18 protein-coding genes and 1 pseudogene are annotated in these 20,298 nt (G+C 71.7%); 5 read left to right on the top strand and 14 right to left on the bottom strand.

Going from position 1 to position 20,298, the window contains the following annotated elements:
* The first annotated feature begins 770 nt into the window (after window positions 1-770).
* Window positions 771-980: a hypothetical protein gene (locus AB0I21_RS49350; protein ID WP_360571733.1), complete on the top strand. Its 210-nt coding sequence runs from the start codon at window positions 771-773 to the stop codon at window positions 978-980.
* A gap of 227 nt (window positions 981-1,207) precedes the next feature.
* Complete coding sequence (locus AB0I21_RS49345; RefSeq protein WP_360571731.1) at window positions 1,208-1,519, top strand: hypothetical protein; 312 nt, start codon at window positions 1,208-1,210, stop codon at window positions 1,517-1,519.
* Window positions 1,520-1,742: 223 nt separating this feature from the next.
* On the opposite strand, the gene AB0I21_RS49340 is transcribed toward AB0I21_RS49345, so the two are convergent.
* Entirely contained in the window at window positions 1,743-2,504 is a 762-nt protein-coding gene (locus AB0I21_RS49340) for a DUF4118 domain-containing protein (RefSeq protein ID WP_360571729.1), read from the bottom strand.
* Window positions 2,505-2,836: 332 nt separating this feature from the next.
* Here AB0I21_RS49340 and AB0I21_RS49335 point away from each other — a divergent pair, with 332 nt between their 5' ends.
* Window positions 2,837-4,027: a site-2 protease family protein gene (locus AB0I21_RS49335; protein WP_360571727.1), complete on the top strand. Its 1,191-nt coding sequence runs from the start codon at window positions 2,837-2,839 to the stop codon at window positions 4,025-4,027.
* Window positions 4,028-4,061: 34 nt separating this feature from the next.
* Here the strand turns inward: AB0I21_RS49335 and AB0I21_RS49330 are convergent, their stop codons facing one another.
* From AB0I21_RS49330 to AB0I21_RS49315, 4 genes are read right to left on the bottom strand one after another with little or no spacing between them, the layout of a single operon-like run.
* Window positions 4,062-5,078 (bottom strand): glycosyl hydrolase family 65 protein, encoded by a 1,017-nt coding sequence (locus AB0I21_RS49330; RefSeq protein ID WP_360571725.1) that lies wholly within the window; start codon window positions 5,076-5,078, stop codon window positions 4,062-4,064.
* Complete coding sequence (locus tag AB0I21_RS49325; RefSeq protein ID WP_360571723.1) at window positions 4,997-6,232, bottom strand: hypothetical protein; 1,236 nt, start codon at window positions 6,230-6,232, stop codon at window positions 4,997-4,999. The genes AB0I21_RS49330 and AB0I21_RS49325 overlap by 82 nt, the downstream gene beginning before the upstream one ends.
* Window positions 6,233-6,245: 13 nt before the next feature.
* Entirely contained in the window at window positions 6,246-6,845 is a 600-nt protein-coding gene (locus tag AB0I21_RS49320; protein ID WP_360571735.1) for a CBS domain-containing protein, read from the bottom strand.
* Complete coding sequence (locus tag AB0I21_RS49315) at window positions 6,842-7,096, bottom strand: DUF1918 domain-containing protein (RefSeq protein WP_360571721.1); 255 nt, start codon at window positions 7,094-7,096, stop codon at window positions 6,842-6,844. Before AB0I21_RS49315 ends, AB0I21_RS49320 begins: the two co-directional genes overlap by 4 nt.
* Window positions 7,097-7,328: 232 nt before the next feature.
* On the opposite strand from AB0I21_RS49315, the gene AB0I21_RS49310 reads away from it, so the two are divergent.
* Window positions 7,329-8,723 (top strand): nicotinate phosphoribosyltransferase, encoded by a 1,395-nt coding sequence (locus AB0I21_RS49310; protein ID WP_360571719.1) that lies wholly within the window; start codon window positions 7,329-7,331, stop codon window positions 8,721-8,723.
* A gap of 106 nt (window positions 8,724-8,829) precedes the next feature.
* Here the strand turns inward: AB0I21_RS49310 and AB0I21_RS49305 are convergent, their stop codons facing one another.
* The 9 genes and pseudogenes from AB0I21_RS49305 to AB0I21_RS49265 all read right to left on the bottom strand — a co-directional run bounded on the left by AB0I21_RS49305 (window position 8,830) and on the right by AB0I21_RS49265 (window position 18,742).
* A complete protein-coding gene (locus tag AB0I21_RS49305) occupies window positions 8,830-9,078 on the bottom strand; it encodes an acyl carrier protein (protein ID WP_360571717.1) in 249 nt (82 codons plus the stop codon).
* The gene (locus tag AB0I21_RS49300) at window positions 9,075-10,370 is read right to left on the bottom strand and encodes a dihydrolipoamide acetyltransferase family protein (RefSeq protein WP_360571715.1); all 1,296 of its coding nucleotides are present in this window, start codon (window positions 10,368-10,370) and stop codon (window positions 9,075-9,077) included. The genes AB0I21_RS49305 and AB0I21_RS49300 overlap by 4 nt, the downstream gene beginning before the upstream one ends.
* The gene (locus AB0I21_RS49295) at window positions 10,367-11,347 is read right to left on the bottom strand and encodes an alpha-ketoacid dehydrogenase subunit beta (RefSeq protein WP_360571713.1); all 981 of its coding nucleotides are present in this window, start codon (window positions 11,345-11,347) and stop codon (window positions 10,367-10,369) included. The genes AB0I21_RS49300 and AB0I21_RS49295 overlap by 4 nt, the downstream gene beginning before the upstream one ends.
* Window positions 11,340-12,278: pseudogene (gene pdhA / locus AB0I21_RS49290) on the bottom strand (pyruvate dehydrogenase (acetyl-transferring) E1 component subunit alpha). Before pdhA ends, AB0I21_RS49295 begins: the two are co-directional and overlap by 8 nt.
* 80 nt (window positions 12,279-12,358) lie before the next feature.
* Window positions 12,359-14,128: an acetate--CoA ligase gene (acsA, locus tag AB0I21_RS49285; RefSeq protein ID WP_360571711.1), complete on the bottom strand. Its 1,770-nt coding sequence runs from the start codon at window positions 14,126-14,128 to the stop codon at window positions 12,359-12,361.
* Window positions 14,129-14,290: 162 nt separating this feature from the next.
* Window positions 14,291-15,136 (bottom strand): universal stress protein, encoded by an 846-nt coding sequence (locus tag AB0I21_RS49280; RefSeq protein WP_360571709.1) that lies wholly within the window; start codon window positions 15,134-15,136, stop codon window positions 14,291-14,293.
* Between the two features lie 32 nt (window positions 15,137-15,168).
* On the bottom strand, window positions 15,169-15,441 hold the full coding sequence (locus tag AB0I21_RS49275; RefSeq protein WP_360571707.1) for a hypothetical protein: 273 nt from the start codon (window positions 15,439-15,441) through the stop codon (window positions 15,169-15,171).
* Window positions 15,442-15,776: 335 nt separating this feature from the next.
* Entirely contained in the window at window positions 15,777-17,000 is a 1,224-nt protein-coding gene (locus AB0I21_RS49270) for a D-alanyl-D-alanine carboxypeptidase (RefSeq protein ID WP_360571705.1), read from the bottom strand.
* A 176-nt stretch (window positions 17,001-17,176) separates the two neighbouring features.
* Window positions 17,177-18,742, bottom strand: a complete 1,566-nt coding sequence (locus tag AB0I21_RS49265; RefSeq protein ID WP_360571703.1) for a DUF2142 domain-containing protein — start codon at window positions 18,740-18,742, stop codon at window positions 17,177-17,179.
* A 417-nt stretch (window positions 18,743-19,159) separates the two neighbouring features.
* Between AB0I21_RS49265 and AB0I21_RS49260 the strand changes: the two genes are divergently transcribed.
* Entirely contained in the window at window positions 19,160-20,257 is a 1,098-nt protein-coding gene (locus tag AB0I21_RS49260; protein ID WP_360571701.1) for an LCP family protein, read from the top strand.
* The last annotated feature ends 41 nt before the right edge of the window (window positions 20,258-20,298 follow it).

Below are 20,298 nucleotides of genomic sequence, written 5' to 3'. Positions count from 1 at the left end.
CTAGTGACACGCCCCGTCACTCGGCCAAGCCGTGTTTCCGCAGCTCAACGCATACTTTCACCACCTAGAACCGACATGCATCTGCGGAACCCGGGGAAGGCGGCTCTTGGTCATTTGACCCTCATTGACCCCGATCAGACGGACGAGCCCGAACCCGCCGGACACCAGGTGGCGGGCAGCAAAGGGCGGCGGCTCACGCATGTCGACGGCTTGTTCAAATGAGCCAGAGCGCCCCTCATGCTGCCGGTCGCCGACGGGGCGGTCGCCGGCAGCATGAAACACAGACCTCCATCATTGTCCTAGGACGCTCTAGGGGGAGGGCGGCCGCTCACTGTTGTGAGGGTGTGGCGTTGTCTGGCGCCGGTTAGAGCGAGTGGTCCATAAAGTCGAGTCCGCAGAGTTCGCAGCAGACGTCGGCGTGGATCTCGGGCGGCCGGACGTGTCCGCAGGTGGCAGCGTCATGGGTGAGTTCGACTCACGTCGAGCGATGCCACGGGCCTTGAGGACGTGCAGCGGCGAGGACGACTGCGCGGGCGACGAAACGCGCGGCAACCCGGGGGTACGGCAACGGGACCACCGAGAAGAGCTCCGCGAAGGACAAGAACGGCAAGACCTACTACCGGCCGCGGGCCGCCCCGAAGCCGAAGTTCGAGGACCTGTGCGCCCAGGCCAGGAAGGGCTCGGGCAACCCGGATCTCCTGGCTTAGACCGAGGACGTTATCCGGATCGCGGCCGAGGTCGGCGTCGATGCCGCCTACCTGCTGGCGCTGTTGATGCAGGAGGCCTCGACGTTCTACGACCGGACGATCATCGGCTCGCGAGCAATGTGGGCGGCCCAGGCCAACCCGTGGACGACGACCGTCGCACTCACGGTGGGCGGGGCGTTCTTCCTCGCGGGTCTCGGGTCGCTTGCCGGGACGGAATTTTACGATCTGGGGCTCAAGAAGGACTGGTATGGTCTGCACGCAGACGGGTGGTAGCAACTGTTGAGCGCACCTGAGCCGGTCGAGGGCGGTGTGAGGTCTCCACGGAGCGGTCGCCTTGTCGCGGTCCTGGCGGTGGCGCTCGGCGTGATGTTGGTCGGCGCGGTCGGGGTCTGGTGGTATGTGCGGTCGGAGCAGCCGCCGCCATGCGTCGCCGGGCTCCGCGTCGACGGCTTCGAGGAGACGCATCGCTGGTATGACGGCGTCGAGGACGCGTCGAGGACGTGTCGAGGACGTACTTGGTCGGGCCGGTCGGCGTCGACCCGATCCGGGCGTTCCACCTGCACCAGGTGAAGTTGCGGGATTCGCCGGAACTGGGCAGCTACGGTGCTTACGACGCAGTCGCCAGCGGATACCAGCCCGAAGGGGTGACACCGTCCGCGTCGGTGGTCGTCTACCGGCTGGGAAAGGCCGCCGAGCTCCGCGGCGATAGGCGCAAGCTCGTGTTCGAGCGCGCTGATCTGTCGGATGCGCAGCGTGCCGCGGTGCAGAACGGCACGGCGACGATCCTCCTCGTAGAGGTGCTGTGCGCTTAGCGGATATCTCCTTGTTCCATGAGCCTTTGATCTCGATTATGACGGCTACGCGGTTGGCGGTGGTTTCGTCGGTGGTCCTGGTCCCCATTTCATTCGTTGATTTGCATGTCTGGTCAAGCATGTCGCTCCTGGATCCCTTGACTCAACTTGTTCGGTTCCAAACGGTTTGGAACCGGGCGTGCTCCAACGGACCCTGGACGTCCTTTCGTGGTCACCCATTCGGTCAGGGCCGGTGATCGGGCCTGGTGGTGCGTACGGCGTCGAATGCCTCGGCGACCTGGTCGGCGAGGGTGACCGCGACGAGCCGGGCCTGCAGCGGCACGGCATCGCCAGGGGTGGGGGTGAGCATGAAGCGCCCGTAGTAGACGCCGTCGGCGCAGACTCTGAGTTCGACGTCCTCGTCCGGTAGCTCGCCCGCCTGCGACGACGAGTGCATGGGTTTTGGCGTGATGCTGCCGTCGGGTTCGAGCCGCGGTGGACGGCCGAGCAGGCGTCCCTGCTCGAACCGGCATCCGCGCAGGTGCAGCAGGTCGACCAGCTCGGGGCGGACCTGGTTGACGATCTGGTTGGGGGTGGCGCCGGACTGGACCAGCTGGGTCGTCCGGAAGATCTGGGCCAGGTGGTCGGCGTCGGTGATGGTGACGAGGCGCAGACGGTTGGCCCGCGCGGCCAGCTGCGACACCGCCAGGCCGACGGCGAGCAGGAGGATCGCCGTGAGGACGTCGGTGTTCGCGGCGATGGTGAACCGCTCGTACGGCTCGGTCAGGAAGTAGTCGAACCACGCTGCGGCGGACAAGGCCGCGAGCGCGCCGGCCAGGCGGTTGCCGATGGCGGCCACCGCGACGACAGCCACCACCAGGACCAGCGCCAGGTTCGCGCCGGAGATCGCGGTACGGAAGGGAATCAGGACCACGGCGACGGCCAACGGCCCGAGGACCGCCGCCGCGAGCGCGATCCGTTCCCGGCTGAAGGAGGAGCTGAGCATCGTGTATCGCCTGCCTCTTCGCCCAGCGGTAACCGTCTCCTGTGCTCGCCGAAGTAGCGCCCGCGGCGTTCATGCCGGTAGCGGTAGCCGGTTCGGTCAGCAAACGTCGCGGGCGTCGGTCGACTTCCAGCGTATGCCCCCCGGATGACCAAGGCGCTGACGCGTCAGCGGCCCGGCGCGACTCGCGGACCGCCGCGCAGCCGGGAGCAGAGACGTTCTTGCTGCAGGACGGTTCGAGGTCGCCGGCCTGCGGGTAGCAACGCAAGGTTGCTGCTGGCTCGGGTCCACGGGAACCGCGGGCCGGGCGCCGTTACGGGAGGTCGGTGGTGGCGATGCGGCAGACCGCGCGGCTGGGCCGGTTCTCCGGTATCCCGATCGGGGTGCACTGGTCCGTTTTCGTGATCATGCTGCTCCTGGTGCAGGGGCTGGCGTCGGTGATCCTGCCCGGCGGGGCGCGGGGGTATGCGACGGCCGTGTACTGGGGTGTGGCGGTGGTCGTGGCGCTGCTGTTCCTGGCCGCGCTGCTGGCTCACGAGCTCGGCCACGCGCTGGTCGCCCGGCACTACGGAGTCCGGGTACGCGCGATCACCCTGTGGATGCTCGGCGGCGTGTCCGAGTTGGACGGCGAGCCTCCGCACGCACGGGCCGACCTGCTGATCGCGTTGGCCGGACCGGTGGTGAGCCTGGCCGGTGCCGGGGTGTTCGCCGCCGGCGCGGCTGTCGCCTCCGCAACGGACGCCGGCTCGCTGGCAGTCACCGGGCTGGCGTGGCTGGCCGTCGTCAACGCCATCCTCGGGGTGTTCAACCTGCTGCCTGGCGCACCGCTGGACGGCGGCCGGGTGCTCGCTGCCGTCCTGTGGTGGGTGCGGCGTGACCGGGCGGCCGCCCGCCGCGCCGCCGGCCGGGCGGGGATGGCGCTGGGCGCGCTGCTGATCGCCGCCGGTCTCCTCGAGGTGCTGCTGGCCGCCAACCTCAGCGGGCTGTGGCTGGCGGTGCTGGGGTGGTTCGTCGCGTCGGCCGCCCGCGCGGAAACCACTGACGTGATGCTGCGCAAGACACTGGCCGGGGTTCGGGTCGGCGACGTCATGACGGCACCAGTCGCATGTGGGTACATCAGCCAGTCCGTCGCGGACTTCGTCGCCACCGTGGCGCGCCGCCACCCGCACCGCATCTTCCCGGTCCTGGACCTGGACGGACGGCTGGCCGGCCTGGTCAGCCTCACCACGCTCGCCAAGGTTCCCGGCACCGACCGGGACCGGACACGACTGGGCGCCGTCTCGGCACCGGTCGACCGGACCCATGTGCTGGACCCGGCCGCCCCCCTGATGGACGCCGCCCCGACGGTGCTGGCCGGCGGCCACCGGCTGACCCCGGTCGTGACCGACGGCCGGTTGACCGGCATCGTGACTCCCGGCGACCTTGCCCGTGCCACCGAACTGGCCGAACTGGGCATCACACTGGACCGCGGCGGAGGAGACACAGCGACGCCGGGGACCTACGCACCGGCGAACATCCACCGGTAACGGACAAGCCCGGCGCCACTGCGGCTCGGCTCGGTCAGCCGGGCATTCGCCGACCCGCCCCCGGGGTGCGGTGGCGATCGTCGGAGCACCCGGCCTCACCCTCACTGACGGCCGTGCCGCGTTGCGAGACGGGGAATTCGACGATCTCGCCAGGGCCGAGCAGGACCGCCTGGCCGCGGCAACACAGCCGGATCGGTGGCTGTCGGCCGGGGCCGGCCTCGACCCGGACGGTGTCCCCGGTGATTCGCAGCGTCAGCGGGAGCGCCCGGTAGCGGATGTCGAGTTCCAGCACGCCCAGGTGCGGCGGCCAGTACGGGTTGAGCATCAGCGTGTCGTCGCGGGTCTCCACGCCGGCGAAGCAGCGCTGCAGCACGTCCACCGATCCGGCCATGGCCGCCAGGTGTATGCCCTCGGCGGTGGTGCCGCCCTGGATGTCGGCGACATCGGTGTCGAGCGCCTCGACGAAGTAGCGCAATGCCTGCGCGCGATGGTTGCGGGCGAGGACCCATGCGTGCACCACCGCGCTGAGTGTGGAGCCGTGTGCGGTACGGGACAAGTAGTATTCGATGTTCTTCGGTATCGCGTCGGACGGCAGCGAGTAGCCGAGCCGGTCGATCAGCACCCCGAGCTCGTCGGCGGACAGCAGGTAGAAGAGCATCAGTACGTCGGCCTGTTTGGATGCCTTGTACCGGTTGGGGCTGTCGCCCTGCGACTCCAGGATGCGGTCCAGGCGGCGGATGTCACCGTACCGGTCGCGGTAGGCGTTCCAGTCCAGCTCGGCGAGGTCCGCGTACCCGTCGAACTGGTCGATGATCCCGTCGGGCCGGATCGGCACGTACATCCGGCGGGAGACGTCCTGCCAGTGCTGCGGCTCACCGGGGGCGATGCCCAGCGTCTCGACCAACTCCGCGCGGCGATCGGCGCTGAGCAGGTCGAGGACGTCCAGCGCGCGGAGCATCACCCATGCCGTCAGGACGTTGGTGTAGGCGTTGTTGTCGATGCCCTCCGCGTCTGTGTGCGGATAGCCGGTGTGGAACTCGTCCGGGCCCACGGCAGCCGGCGGTACCGGTAGCGCAGCAGCGCGCGGCTGAGCAACGGCATCCGCAGGTTCAGGATCGGGAAGACGAACAGCTCGTCCCACAGCACGTGTCCTCGGTACGCCTCGCCGTGCAGCCCGCGGGCCGGAATCCCGACGTCGGCGTCGACGCTGTTCTCCGACACCGTCTGCAGCAGGTGGAACAGATGCAGGCGCACCGTCGGCAGTACACGGCGCTCCTCGCCCTGCATCGAGATGCGGAACCGCCGCCACAGGTGCCGCCAGGCCAGCACGTGCTCGTCGAGCAGCTCGTCGAAGCCGGCCAGCCAGCGTGACCGCTGCACCGCCTCATCGGCGGGATCGGAGATCGCGTTGTCCCTCGACGTGTGGACGGTGACGAGCTTCTCGACGGTGACCTGCTGCCCGCTCGAGACATCGAGCTCGAATTCGTGGCCGATGCGGCCCGGCTCCCGGCTCACCCTGCGTCCGGCGTCGACCGGGTGCCCTTGGTCGTGGACCTGGGTGCGCGCGGCCTCGGCCACACGGATGTGTGACTGGTTGGTCTGCACCACGCACAGCACGGTGTCCGTGCCCGCCGGTTCGGCGTCCAGCAGCATCAGGTGCTGGCCGGACAGGTCCTGGTAACGGGCCACCCCGTGGTTGCTGGTCGTGGCGTCGACCTCGGAACGCACGGTCAATGTCCCTGACCAGCCCTCGGGCGTGAGCGTGACCTGTAGCCCGCACACGTGCTCGTGGCGCAGATGCACGAACCGCCGCTGCGTCACCGCCGTGACCCGGCCGTCGCTGTCACGTACGCGAAACTGGCGGGTCAGCACGCCGCGCCGCAGGTCGAGCTCGTGCCGCTGGTCGAGCAGTTCCACGTCGGCCTGGCCCAACCACGGGCCGTCATCGGCTCGGAACGTCAGCGGCAGCCAGTTGGGCAGGTTCACCAGGCTCTCGTTCTCGACGGTGTCGCCCGCGGCGTCGTCCTGCAGACGGTTGTAGCAGCCGGCGGCGTACGTGCCCGGGTAGTACGGCCCGCCGGCGTCGCGCTCGGGCAGGGCGCCGCGGGTGGCGAGGTAGCCGTTGCCGAGGGTGCACAACGCTTCCCGCAACCCCTCGCGGGCCGGGTCGGACCCGTCGAACTGCAGCGTCCACGCCTCCGTCACGGGCGCAGCCGTCCTACGATCCTGTCCGGTGCGCGCCGGACCGTGCGGCCACGCGGACCGCGTTCACTCCGACCGTGGTGTGTACCAGCGCCACGGCGACCGCGAGCTCCGTGTCGTCGTCGAAGCCGCCGTCGACGGTCGCCGTGGCGTCGTGGACCGCGACCGACCAGCGGTGCCGGCCGCCGGCGTAGCTGTCGAGGCGCCGCTGCGCCTCGCGCTGGGCGGAGTCGTCGGTGGGCAGGATCGTCCGGAGCACGTCGCACCGGCTGACGATGCCGATGACGTGCTCCTCGAAGACGACCGGGATGCTGTGTACGCCCTGCTCCACCATGGCGGCCGTGATGGTGGAGACGTCGGCCTCGGGCCAGGCCACCAGCGGCAGACTGGACATCACCTCGCCGACGCGCGGCGTGGGGGAACCCCGGCCGCCCGGAGCCACGCCGCCCGCCGCGGCAGCCGACTGCTGCCGGAGCACGTCGAGTTCGCTGATCAACCCGACCAGGGTGTCTTGCTCGTCGACGACAGGCAGCGTGGTGATGGACTTCTGCTCCAGCAGCGCCACCGCGTCGGCCAGCGGCGCATCGGCACGTACGGTGTGCACCGGCGCTGTCATGATGTTTTTGGCGTGCATTGTCGGCTCCTCAGTGGTGCGGCCCCTCCGGCAGTTCGCCGGGTGGCGTCGTGTCGCAGGGCGGTGATGACACCGATGCGCCGATGGTCTCCGACGTGCGTGCCTTCTTCGATGAGCCGGTCCCCGACGTGTGCTTGCACGGCAATCGTTTCCTCCGCATCGTTCCTACGATCGATTCCATTCCCCGGGCGCTGCGACTCATGCCGAGCCGAGCACCTGGCGGCTCCCTTCATGTGTCGGTCAGCGGTTCCTGTGCCGTGTCGGCCGCGCCGTCGCCGGGTCGTGGTCTCGTGCGGACGGGCCAGCCGGGCCGCCCGCTCAAGGGACCGGTCGGGAGTTTCGTCGGTGCGGACCGTCGTCGCCTGCGGCCGGGGCGACCCATGCCGGCCAGAGTGAACGCAGAACAACTGGGGAGATGAGGACCGGTAGCTGTTTCCGGCCGGCCGGGAGGGGGTGAGGATTCCCATGACAGGCTTGTGCACCGACATGTACGAGGTGCGGATGGCGGCGGCCTACCTGCGCCGGGCGATGACCGGGCCGGCGACGTTCAGCCTGTTCGCTCGGCGTCTGCCGACGGACCGCGGGTTTCTGGTGGCGGCCGGACTGACGGAGGCGCTGGACTTCCTCGAGGGTTTCCGGTTCGAGGAGGACGAGATCGAGTACCTGCGGCAGGCCACCGCGTTGGATGCCGGGTCGTTGGCGGCCCTGCGCGAGATGACGTTCACCGGCGACGTGTGGGCCGTGCCGGAGGGGCGCCTGGTCTTCGCCGACGAACCGCTGCTGGAGGTCACCGCACCGTTCGCCGAGGCGCAGTTGGTCGAGACCGCAGTGCTCAACGTGATCACCTTCGGCACGACGGTGGCCAGCAAGGCGGCCCGCTGCCGGCTCGCCGCGCCGGACGCCGAACTGATCGACTTCGCGTTCCGCCGCACCCAGGGCCTGGGCGCGGCGGCGACCGTGGCGCGGTGCTCGGCGATCGCCGGCTTCGCAGCGACCAGCAACCTCGCCGCCGCCCGCCGGTACGGGCTGCACCCGTCGGGGACGATGGCGCACTCGTACATCGAGGCATTCCCCGACGAGCGATCGGCGTTCCGCGCGTTCGCCACGGACTTCCCCGACAACCCGATCCTCTTGGTCGACACCTACGACACCGAGGCGGGGCTGCACGCCGCCGTGGACGTCGCGGCCGAACTGGGCCTGACCGGTCGCCTCGGCGTCCGGCTGGACTCCGGCGACCTCGCCGCGCTCGCCGGCCGAGCGCGGCAGATCCTCGACGCAGGAGGGCTGCGCCAGGCCATGATCGTCGCGAGCGGCGGACTCGACGAGCACGCCGTTGCCGCACTGGTCGCGCAGGGCGCACCGATCGACGCTTACGGCATCGGTACCAGGATGGGCGTCTCCGCGGACGCCCCGTCGCTCGACAGCGTCTACAAACTCGTCGCGTACGGCGACCGGCCGGTGATGAAGCTGTCCACCGGCAAGGTCACCTGGCCCGGCGCCAAACAGGTGTACCGGCATCCCCGCGCCGACGACGGTGACGTGCTCGCCCTGCGCGAGGAGCCCGCTCCCTCCGGGCGCGAACCGTTGCTGGTGCCGGTGATGCTCGGCGGGCGGCGCACCGCACCGGGCGACCCGGTCGGCGAGCTCCGGGCGGCTCGGGACCGGTGCGCCACCGAACTGAACTGGCTGCCTGAGGCGGCCCGGCGGCTGACCGGACCGGTGCCGGTGCCGGTGCACGCCACCACCCCGCTGCGCACGCTCGCCGCGCGGCTGACCGCAAAGCTCTGCGCCCCGCCGGGACACGCACAGTACGGACCGGTCGCCGCGAGGTCGGCACCGGCCCCGCAGGAGACGCCGTGACCACGACCGCTCGTCGCCGCGGGACCTGCCCGCGCCGGCGGCGGCGATCGGGCACGACCGGGGTGAGATCCTCCGCAAGGGTGACGGAGTGCCCGGCAGGCTGCGGTCAGGTGGCGGCGGCCGTGCAGAGCCACTCGGCTGCCGCGCTGATCGTGGTCAGCCGTGGATAGTCGTCCTCGTCGATGCGGACTCCGGTGCGCCCGGTGAGCAGTTCGACGACGCGCAGGAAGTCCAGCGAGTCCAGCTCGAACGCCTCACGCAGCTCGGCGTCCGATGGCACGGCCGTCGGGTCGACGTCGGGTGCGACCTCGCGCAGCGCCGCATGGATCGCCTCGGTTGCCTCGTCCTGGTTCATAGCTCCTCCGGTTTCTGCATGAGCCGGGCGATGCGGTCGAGGAAGCGGGAGCCGACCGCACCGTCGGTGGCCCGATGGTCGGCGGCGAGGCTGACGCGCACGATGGGCCGGACGCCGATCAGCCCGTCGACCGCCCACGGCTGGTCGACGATGCGCCCGAATCCGACGAGGGCGACCTGGGGCGGGTAGATGACCCCGAGGATGGACTCGCTGCCCTGCTCGCCGACGTTGGAGACGGTGATGGTCGGGTCGGCCATCTCCGAGCCGCGCAGCCGGCCGCCGCGGCTGCGGGTGACCAGATCTCGCATCCGGTCCATGAGTGTGGCCAGGTCCAGCTGGTCGGCGTCGTGGATGGCGGGTGCGACGAGCCCGCCGCCCCGCAGCGAGACCGCGACGCCGACGTGGACACCGCCGCCGGGCGCGAATCCGTGCTCGCCCCAGAAGCCGTTGAGCTGAGGCACCTGACGCGCGGCGAGCGCGGACGCCTTGAGCGGCAGCGCCGCCGGCACGATCCGCCGGGCGACCGGCAGCCGGCGGTTGCACTCGCGCAGCCACGCCATGGCGGCGGCGAGGTCCACGCTGTCGGTCAGGTAGTAGTGCGGGATCTCGCGCTTGGACCTGGCCATGAGCGCGGCGATCGTCGTCCGCATGCCGGCGGTCCGGTCTGCCGCGGCGGCCGCCGCTGGTGCGCTCGGTGCACCCCGGGCCACGGTGTCCGCGGCGTGGCGCACCTGGCCGGCGTGCACGACGCCGTCCGCCGCGGTGGGCACGGCGGTGAGGTCTACCCGGAGCTCGCGGGCCAGGCGCCGCGCCAGCGGTGTGCTCCGCACCCGGGTGGGAGCGGCCGCCGCCCGCTCGACGTCGACGCGCATGATGCGGGCGCCGGGGCCGCTGCCGTGCAGCGCGGCGAGGTTGACGTGACGGGCGGCAGCGAGCCGGCGTACCAGCGGCGACAGGACCAGAGACGGCCCGCCGCCGTCGCCCGTCGACGGCGGCGCAGGCGCCCGCACGGCGGCTGGCGGCGGTGCGCCGGCAGGTGGTGCGGCGGGCGGTGCCGTGGTGTCGGCGATGGTGGCCAGCACGGTGCCGACCGGGACGCGGTGCCCGGGCTCGACGACGAGGTCCTGGACGACGCCGTCGGCGAAGCACTCGACGTCGATGGCGGCCTTGTCGGTGTCGACGACCGCGACGACATCGCCGTGGTGCACCGGATCGCCGGGGTGCACGAGCCACTCCAGCAGCGTCCCGTCCGTCATGTCAGCGCCGAGGGACGGCATCCGGAACTCGCTCACGACGCGCCGACCAGGTCCCGCGCGGCGCGGACGATACCGGTCGGCTGCGGCAGCGCGGCCGCCTCGAGGTGCTGCGCGTGCGGCAGCGGCACCTCCGCCGAGCAGACCCGGCCGACCGGCGCGTCGAGCTCGTAGAACGCCTGCTCCACGATGCGCGTGGTGATCTCCGCGGCGAGACTGCCGGAGCGCCAGCCCTCGTCGACGACGAGCGCGTGGTGCGTGCGGGCGACCGACTCCATCACGGTCACGTCGTCGAGTGGCCGGAGCACCCGCAGGTCGATCACCTCGGCGTCGATGCCGTTGTCCGCCAACTCCTCGGCGGCGGTCAGCGTCTTGCCCAGGGTCCCGCCGTACGTGACGATCGTGATGTCCCGGCCGGCCCGCCGGATCCCGGCACGGTCCAGGTCGGTGGGGCCGGCGCCGTCGGGCAGGTCGCCGCTGGTGTTGTACAGCGAGCCGTGCTCGAAGACGAGCACCGGGTCCGGGTCCTGCAACGCCGTCCACAGCATCCCGCGGGCGTCGGCGACCGTCGCCGGCACGGCGATGCGCAGCCCCGGAATGTGCGCGTACCAGCCCTCGAGACTGTGCGAGTGCTGCGCCGCCAGCTGCCGGCCGCCGCCGGTCGTCATCCGGATCACCAGCGGCACGCCGCACTGGCCGGCGGACATGTGCCGCAGCGTCGCCGCGTTGTTCATGATCTGGTCCAGGGCGAGCAGGCTGAAGTTGACGGTCATGATCTCCACGATGGGTCGCATGCCGTTCATGGCGGCGCCGATGCCCGCGCCGACGAAGGCCGACTCCGACAGCGGCGTGTCGCGGATCCGTTCGGGGCCGAACTCCTCCAGCAGGCCCAGGCTCACGCCGAACGCGCCGCCGTAGCGGCCCACGTCCTCGCCCATGAGGAAGACGCGCTCGTCGCGCCGCAGCGCGTCGCGCAGCGCCTCCCGCAGCGCCTCCCGGTAGGTGGTCTCAGCCATTGCGGGCTCCTCGCTCGGCGAGGAGGAAGCGGGTGAGGTCGGCGACGTCCTCGACCGGTGCCGCGTCTGCCGCGGCGACGGCGGCGTCGATCTCCGCCGCGATCGCCGTCTCCATCGCCACCAATTCGGCGGCGTCGACGACCCCGCCGTCGCGCAGCTGCTTGAGGAGCCGGTCGATGGGGTCGCGCCGCTTCCACCGGGCGATCTCCGCCTTGTCGCGGTACCGGTCCGGGTCGTACATCGAGTGGGCCCGGAACCGGTACGTGCGCAGCTCCAGGAAGAACGGGCCGCGGCCGCCGCGCACGGACGCGACGGCGCCGGCGGTGGCGGCCCGCACGGCGAGCACGTCCATGCCGTCCACGGCGGCGGACGGCATCCCGTACGAGCCGGCCCGCGCGGCCAGATCGGTGACCGCGTGGGTGCGCTCCAGCGCGGTGCCCATGGCGTACCGGTTGTTCTCGCAGCAGAACAGGACCGGCAGCCGCTACAGCGCGGCCAGGTTCATGCACTCGTGGAACTCGCCCTCCGCCACCGCGCCGTCCCCGAAGAAGCACGCGGTCACCGCGGGACGCCCCAGCATCCGGTCGGCAAGCGCCAGCCCGACCGCGAGCGGCAGGCCGCCGGCAACGATCGCGTTGCCGCCGTAGAAGCGCCGGCCGATGTCGAACAGGTGCATGGAGCCGCCCCGGCCGCGGCTGCAACCGGTGACCCGGCCGAACATCTCGGCCGTGACCGCCTCGGCGCCGACACCGCGGACGAGTGCGTGGCCGTGCTCGCGGTACGTGGACACGACGGCGTCGTCCGCGGACAGCGCCCCGATCGCGCCGACCGCGACCGCCTCCTCGCCGATGTACAGGTGCATGAACCCGCGGATCTTCGCCGAGCTGTACAGCTGCACGCACCGCTCCTCGAACCGGCGCACCCGGACCATCTGCCGGAGCAGGTCCACGCGCGGGTCTGCCGGGCTCGTCGGCTGGGTGGCCGACTGGATGACCGGCTGGGTTCCGGCGGTCATCGCGACACCTCCAATGTGGACAGGTCGCCCTCGGGCAGGCCGAGCTCGCGGGCCTTGAGCAGCCGCCGCATCACCTTCCCGCTGCGCGTGTGGGGGAGATGCTGGTCGAAGGCGATCTCCTTCGGGGCGAGCGCGGCGAGCCGGCGCCTGCCGAGCGCGAGCAGCTCGAGCCGCAGTGCGTCGACCGGCTGATACCCGGGCCTCAGCGACACGAACGCCTTGACGACCTCGCCGGCCACGGCGTCGGGCTTGCCGATGACGCCGACCTCGGCGACCGCCGGGTGCTCCATGAGGACGCTCTCGACCTCGAACGGGCCGATCAGGTGCCCCGCCGACTTGATGATGTCGTCGCCCCGGCCGACGAACCAGTAGTAGCCCTCGTCGTCGCGTCTGGCCAGGTCGCCGCTGAGGTACCACCCGCCGGCGAACGCGGCGCGGTAGCGCTCCTCGTCGCCGAGGTAGCCGCGGAACATCGACGGCCAGCCGGGGCGCAGGGCCAGCTCACCGACGGCGCCCGGGGAGTGCAGGACGCGGACGGCGCCGTCGACGATCCGGGCCCGCCCGTCCTCGCCCCGCTCCAGCAGCGCCGCCTCGACGCCGGGTATCGGCAGGCCCATGGAGCCGGGCTTGACGTCCATGCCCGCGTAGTTGCTGATCATGATCGCGCCGGTCTCGGTCTGCCACCACGTGTCGTGCGCGGGCCGGCCGAACACCTCCCGCGTCCACAGCACCGTCTCCGGGTTGAGCGGCTCGCCGACCGAGGCGATGAACCGCAACGCCGACAGGTCGTGCCGGCGGGCCGGCTCCGCGCCGTGCCGCATGAGCATCCGCAGCGCGGTCGGCGCCGTGTACCAGTTCGTCACCCGCAGCCGCTGCAGGGTGTCGTACCAGCGGCGGGCGTCGAACTCGGCGGCGTCGACGACGACCGTGGCGCCGTGCACCAGCGGCGCGACGATGCCGTACGAGGTGCCGGTCACCCAACCGGGGTCGGCGGTGCACCAGAACACGTCGTCGGGGCGCAGGTCGAGCGCGTACAGGGCGGTGGCGTAATGCGCCACGACGGCCTCGTGCACGTGGACCGCGCCCTTCGGGTGGCCGGTGGTGCCGCTGGTGAAGTGCAGCAACGCCATGTCGGCCGGGTCGGTCGGCGGCACCTCGAAGGTGTCCGCCGCCGCGCCGACCGCGGCCGCGAACGACTCGGTGCCCTCCGGCGCGGGACCGTCGCCGACGACCAGCACGTGACGCAGCTCCGGCAGGGCGTCACGGATCGGCGCCACCCGCCGGCTGTACAGCTCGGGCGTGGTCACCAGGACCTTGCCGCCGCCGCGGTACAGCCGCTCCCGGATCGGTTCGGGACCGAACGCTGGGAACAGCGGCGCGCACACGCTGGTGCCGCGCAGCGTGCCAAGTGCCGTCACGTACAGCTCAGGAGTGCGGTTGAGCAGGGTGAACACGCGGTCACCGCGGCCGATGCCGCGGGCGCGCAGCGCGTTGGCGAAGCGGCTCGTGCGCCGGGCCAGCTCCGCGTACGTGACGTCCTGCACGGCGCCGGAGCGGTCCACGCAGCGGAGCGCGACGACACCGGCCCGCTCGCCGGCGGCGTGCCGGTCGACTGCCTCGTAGCCGATGTTGAGCCCCCGGCCACCGGGCATGCCGGACAACCACGACCGGGCATGCTGCCAGGTGAAGTCGTGCCGGACCCAGGCGTAGTCGGCCAGATTGGCCCGCTCGCGGTCGGCCGCCGTCTTCCGGATGCGTTCGCTCATCGGATGCCATCTCCGTTCTGAGGAACGGATGCTCGTCGTATCCAGCGTCGCGCGGATCATCCGGCACGCCCAGCGCCGTTGATGTCGACGGTCGTGCCGTTGAGGGTGAACGACGACGGCTCAGTCCGCGGCTGACCGCCTCGCTGATGAACTTCGAGCGCCTCAGCGGCGGGCCACCAGCACCGGCGCGGATGCGTGCTCGAGGAGCTGCTGGGTGACCGACCCGAGTCGCAGCTCGTCGGAGCCGCCCGTGCCGCGGGGGCCGAGCACGACCATGAGCGCGTCACGCGACTCGGCGAGCAGGACCGGCGCCGGAGCTCCGTGAAGACAACGCAGCTCAACCCGGACCCGGGGATGTTCGGCTCGCCAGGGCTCCACGTCCGCCGCCAGCGCCCGGTCCGCGAGGTCGGCGAACCGGCCCGGGCTCGCGGCGAAACCCCAGCGGCGCGGCGGTTCCTGCCAGGCTCGCACCGCGATCAGGTCGACGTGACGTGACGCCGCTTCAGCGAAGGCCAGTTCGATGGCCAGCTGCGCATTGTCCGAACTGTCGGTGCCCACCAGCACCGGTGGATGCTTCGGCAACACGGCGGCCGGGTCGGCCCAGCGCTGCGCGTCGGGGACGACGAGCACCGGGCAGTGAGCGTGCACCGCCAGTCGCACGCCCAGGGAATCCGCCGGCAGCGGCTCAACGTCACTCGGCCCGCGGCTGCCGACCACGACCAGGCTCGCGTGGCGGGACTGTTCGACGAGGATCTGGGCGGCCTCGCCCTGCCACGTGCTGGTGATGACGTGGAGGCCGGGTTGGAAGCTCTGGGCCTCGGCGGCGGCCTGCACGACCGGTTGGAGGTCTTCGGGCGTCGGCTCGTGCCGACCCGAAGCGCCCAGCGCGTGGGTGATCTGCAGCGGCCGTTGGAGGCGTACTGCCTCATCGGCGGCCCAGCGGACGGCGCCCACGCCGGCTGGGGAACCGTCGATGCCGACGATCACCAGCGGGTCCGAACTGGTCATGTCGTCTCCCGCATCACGCGCCACTGCCCGATTCACCGGGTCCGGACGGCGTACCCCGCGGCGGCGGCAGGTATGCCGCGGTGGAGCCGGCAGTCCGGCCCCTCGACGTGGCCGGCCACGGCCTGCGGCTCCTCGCCGTCGCCGACCGCGCCCTGCCCGGCGACGATCCACCCGCACGGCGCGAAGACGCCGAACGCGACCTCACCCTCCTCGGCCTCATCGCCATGTTCGACCCGCCCCGCCCCGAGGTCGCCGACGCGGTCGCCCGCCTGGCCGGGCTGGGTGACAAGGCCATCTGGGTCCATGGCAACGGTGAGCGGGAACTGCTCGCCGGGCTCGACGGCAGGGTGCCGGCGGGGCCGGCCGGCGACACTGTGGCAGCATCCTCGGACCGGCCGTCGAACTGCGGCGCACGAGATACGACGTCCACGCCGCCGCCGAGCGGATCATCGCCAGCGGATACCCGGACGCCGCCGGCTGGGCTGACGCGTACGTCCGGCGGCCGGACAGTGATGTGGCAGCCCTCGAAGCGTTCACAGCGATCACCGCCGCGGAGACGGACACCCCCGGACAGTGAACCCGGGCGCTGACCGCGTCGTGCCGGACGCTCACGCGGGCCACGCCGTGTGCGAGGCTGCGCTCACCCGTGCGTGATTCGTTCCCACCAACTCGGTGGTTCGAGCGCGCGGGTGGCCTGCACGGCCGTGGTCGCGGCCGTGGCCAAGGCGGTGAACTTGAGCGTGCCGGCACCGGTGCCCGCCGCGATGCGGCCCGGCAAGGCGCCCACCGTGTCGATCCGGTACGTCAGGCCGGGCCAGCCGACCACGTCCACGTCGCCGGTCGCGGCGAGGGTGGTGCTCCTGCCCGTCGGTCCCCGGAGGGTCGCCACGACCTCGCCGGAGTGCACGACCTTGTACTTGTGCAGTAGGCCGCTGCTGGCCTGTACCAGGCGACGGCTGGCCTCGAAGGCGTCCGCCGGGCTCGGGCCGGGAGCGAGCACGGCACCGATGACCCTGAACCGTTGCCCCTCCGCGGAGAACTCGGCGGCGAAGAGCAGGCAGCCGCCGGCCTCGTCGGTGAAGCCTGTCTTGATGCCCACGAGCCCGTCCTTGCCGAGCTGGGTGTTGACGTTCCCGACCTGCCCGACCACGGGCAGCGTGGCCTTCGGCATCGCCACGATCTGCGCCAGCACCGGCACCTGCATCGCCACCCGGCCCAGGGTGACCTGGTCGGCGGCGGTGCTCACGGTGGTCGGGTCGAGCCCGGACGGGTCGGTGTACTTCGTATCGGCCATGCCGAGCTGGGCCGCGGTCTGGTTCATCTTCGTGACGAACGCGTCGCTGCTGCCGGCGTCCCACCGGGCGAGGATGTGGGCGACGTTGTTGGCCGAGGGCAGCAGCAGGGCCTCGAGGGCCTGCCGTTCGGTGAGCACCTCACCGGCGACCACCTGGACCACCGACTGGCCGGAGGCGAGCTGGGCCGGGTAGGCGGCGGCCTCCTCCGGCGAGACGATCAGCGTGGGGCCGTTCTCGTCGAGGCGCAGGGGATGATCCCGCAGGATCAGGTACGCGGTCATCACCTTGGTGACGCTGGCGATCGGCACGGGCCGCGACCCACCGGAGCTGCCCACCCGGCCGAGTCCGTCAATCTCGACCGCCGCCTGCCCCGCCTGCGGCCACGGCAGCACCGGCGCAGCGCCCGGGATCGTGTACGTCTGCGGCAAGGTCTGCTTGATCTGCGGCGCCGGAACGGTCCTGGTGAGCCTGAAGGTGACGAACCCGCCGACGGCGAGCGCGACGACCGCCGCGGCCACGGTCAGCCACAGCCGCAGCCCCTGACGACGAACCGGCGACGGCGCAACCACCGGCTCAACACTGATTTTGGTCAACCGAACCCCCACGGCGGATCGCTCGAAGGTCAAGCCGTGGCACGAGCACGGCAAGCCGCCGCTACCCAGTGCTACCGCCGGCTAACGTCCGAAACGCTCGATCGACTCCAGGCGGCCGGGAAGCTGGCAGCGACCGCTCCGGCCCGGGCGGGTCACTGGACGTTCGGCGTGGAAGGCAACGCGTGCTGTTCTGGCGGTGTGTGGACGGGACCACGCGTCCTGTCGCCGGTCGCCACTGCGGCCAGCACCGCGAGGATCGTGCCGCCGGCCAGCACCGCCAGCAGCGGCGGCAGCGCGCCGACCGGTGGCTGCCAGACGCCCGTGAACGGGTCGAGACGCGCGCCCGGGCCGGACCGGAAACGCGTCATCACGAACGCCAGCAGGTACACGTGCAGGGCTGCGGCCGTGAAGGTCAGGACGGTGCAGTAGGGGCGTAGCCGGCGCCGCGAGGCGAGGCGGCGTTCGAACCGCGGGGCGCAGGCGGCGCACAGCACCACGCCGGTGGCTGCCGGCATCGCGTACCGGCCTTGCGCGAACCAGCCGATGATCGGCAGATAATGCAGTTCCAGGGTCAGGAGCAGGCCGAGGCAGGCGGCGCCGAGCGCGGCGGCGACGAGGGTGAGCCGGCGGCCGCCGTGGATCAGGCTCGGCACCACCACGGCGCCCAGCAGCAGGTACCACGCCGCGGTGACCACCAGCGGTGGCTTGGTCTCGCCGTAGTCGAACTGGCCGACGACCTGCCTGAGATAGAACGGGATGCGCCGGGTGGCCAGGACCTGCGCGAGCTCCGACGGGGCGAGGTGCTGGGCGTCGCGGACGACCGCAGCGACGCCGGCCACGCCGGAATACGCCATCCAGCCGAGCGAACCGGCCAGACCGAGCGACCACGAGCCGGCGACGATCCAGCGCGTCTCGCGGCGCCGCCACAGCTGGGCGATTCGGCCGGGGCGGGCCAGCGCCACGCACGCCGTCACGATGAGCGTCAGCAGCGCGGGCCCGAGTTGGCGGACGGTGAGCAGCACCAGCGAACCGACCCCGACCAGCACGAGCAGGCGGCGCACGGCGCGGTCGCCGAGCAGCGCGTCGGGCGCGCGCAGCAGGGCGAGCAGCCCGCAGCAGACGGCAACGCCCGCGGCGATCTCGAGGCCGTTCGGGTTGACCGAGCCGGCCAGGTTCGCCGCCATCGGCGTCGCGGTGAGCACGACACCGAGCGCGAGCAGCCGGCTGCCGAGCCGCAGCGCGGCACCGGCCGCTCCGGCCAGGAGCGCGGCCGCGGCCAGCGCCGACATGAGCCGGGCGAGCAGGATGCCGGTCCGGTCGGGCGCGATCACCAGCGGCGCACCGACGAGCAGGTAGTAGACCGGGCTGTACCTGGCCGCCCCGCTCGGGGTGAGGACGCGGGCCCGGTCGGTGGTCCAGCGCTGGCAGTCGGCCGGGCGCGCCGGGCGGGGCGCCCAGGCGCAGTCGACGTTGCTGTTGCCGGGCATCAGGCTCGCCGGCACCAGGAACGCGGGCTTGCGGTCGTCGCGCCGGTCGACGACCGTGCGGTGGGTGGTGAGCTGTCCGGTGGTCACGGCGTACGCACGGGCGATGTGGTCCTTCTCGTCGTACGTGCCGTTGACCGGCAGCGCGAGCGCCCACCCCGCTGCGATCAGGAAGAACGCCGGCAGGTAGAGCCACCACCGCGGCGCGGCCCCCGCGACGCTACTGCGCCGCATGGAGGGCAGGAGGTACCGACATGGGGATCCCCGTGAGTGGACGGACGCGTGTTGCGAGCGGCCCATTCGTACCCGGGCACCGGTTCGTAGGGGGTGAAAGACGGGGTTGATGTCGCAGGACGCCACGGCCGCCGGTCCACCTGGTCCATAGGTTTCTCCTGTCCGATGTACTCGTGAACAGGAGCCGGCCCGGTGACCTCTCCGGATGAACCGCACCGGTCCGGTGATCCGGTGAACGACCGGCCCGGCCGCGCGCGCGGCCGGGCAACCGCGCCGACCGACCGGAACCAGCGCGCGTGCGGCCGGGCAAGCGTGCCGAGCGACCGGAACCAGCGCGCGTGCGGCCGGGCAACCGTGCCGGGCGACCGGAGCCAGGGCGCACGGCGCAAGGCTCCGTCGTGGGCGCGGTGGTGCATCGTGCTCGGCACGACCCTGGTCGTGCTGGCCGCCGGGGTGCTCGTGGCGAAGGAGGCCCTGCTGTCGTACGCGACGCGCGGTGTCGTCGAGCAGAACCTGCTCGGCGACACCGGCAGCTGGGCCCAGCAGCCCGGCCACGCGTCAGTCACAGGGGCGAAGAACATCCTGCTCATCGGTGTCGACGCCCGCCCCGGCCAGGACCCTCGCGAACCCGTACGCTCCGACTCGATCATCATCCTGCACGTCCCGGCAACGTATGACGCCGCGTTCATGGTCTCGATTCCTCGGGACACCTGGGTCGAGATCCCGCCGTACGACAACGGGGCCAGGCGGTACCCGGGCGGCGACGACAAGGTCAACGCCGCGTTCGCCTACGGTGGCAACGGCCTCACCGGGCCGGCCGCCCGCCGCCATGCCGTCGAGCTGCTCGCCCTGACGATCAGGAAGCTGTGCGGGGTGACGTTCGACGGTGCGGGGATCGTCGACTTCACCGGCTTCCAACAGGTCGTCAACGTGCTCGGTGGGGTCGACATGTACGTGGATCAGGAGACCACGTCCGTGAGCATCGGTCACAACAGCACGGGCGGGACCGAGGTCCCGTTCCGGCAGTACACCAGAGACGACGGCGGCCAGGGCCTGGATCCGGTTCCGGGCGTGACCCCGGTGGTCTACCACGTCGGCTACCAGCATCTCGAACCGTGGCAGGCCCTCGACTACGTCCGGCAGCGCGAGACCCTGCCCAACGGCGACTACGACCGGCAACGCCACCAGCAGCAGTTCATCAAGGCCGTCTTCAAGAAGATGCTCAGCAAGGACGTGCTCACCAATCCGGTGCGGTTCAACAAGGTCATCGAGGTCGCGGGCAAGGCGATCACCATCGACAGCGGTGGCATCGACCTGGCCGACTGGGTGTACGCCATGCGCGGCGTGAGCAGCGACGACGTGGTCACCATCAAGACGAACGAGGGCACGTTCAACCGGTCGCCCGGCAACGGCACGGCCGAAGACCTCGACCAGACCAGCATCAACCTGCTCACCGCCGTCCGGACCGACCAGGTCAAGGGCTTCCTCGCCGCCCACCCCCAACTGGTCGCCTGACGATCGAACCTGGGGCGCCGCCCTCGTGCCGCTGGCGATCA

This window comes from Dactylosporangium sp. NPDC050588, from assembly GCF_040654975.1.
Lineage (GTDB): Bacteria > Actinomycetota > Actinomycetes > Mycobacteriales > Micromonosporaceae > Dactylosporangium > Dactylosporangium maewongense.
Note: the sequence above shows the minus strand (reverse complement) of the source record. Positions and strands in the feature narration are given on the sequence as shown.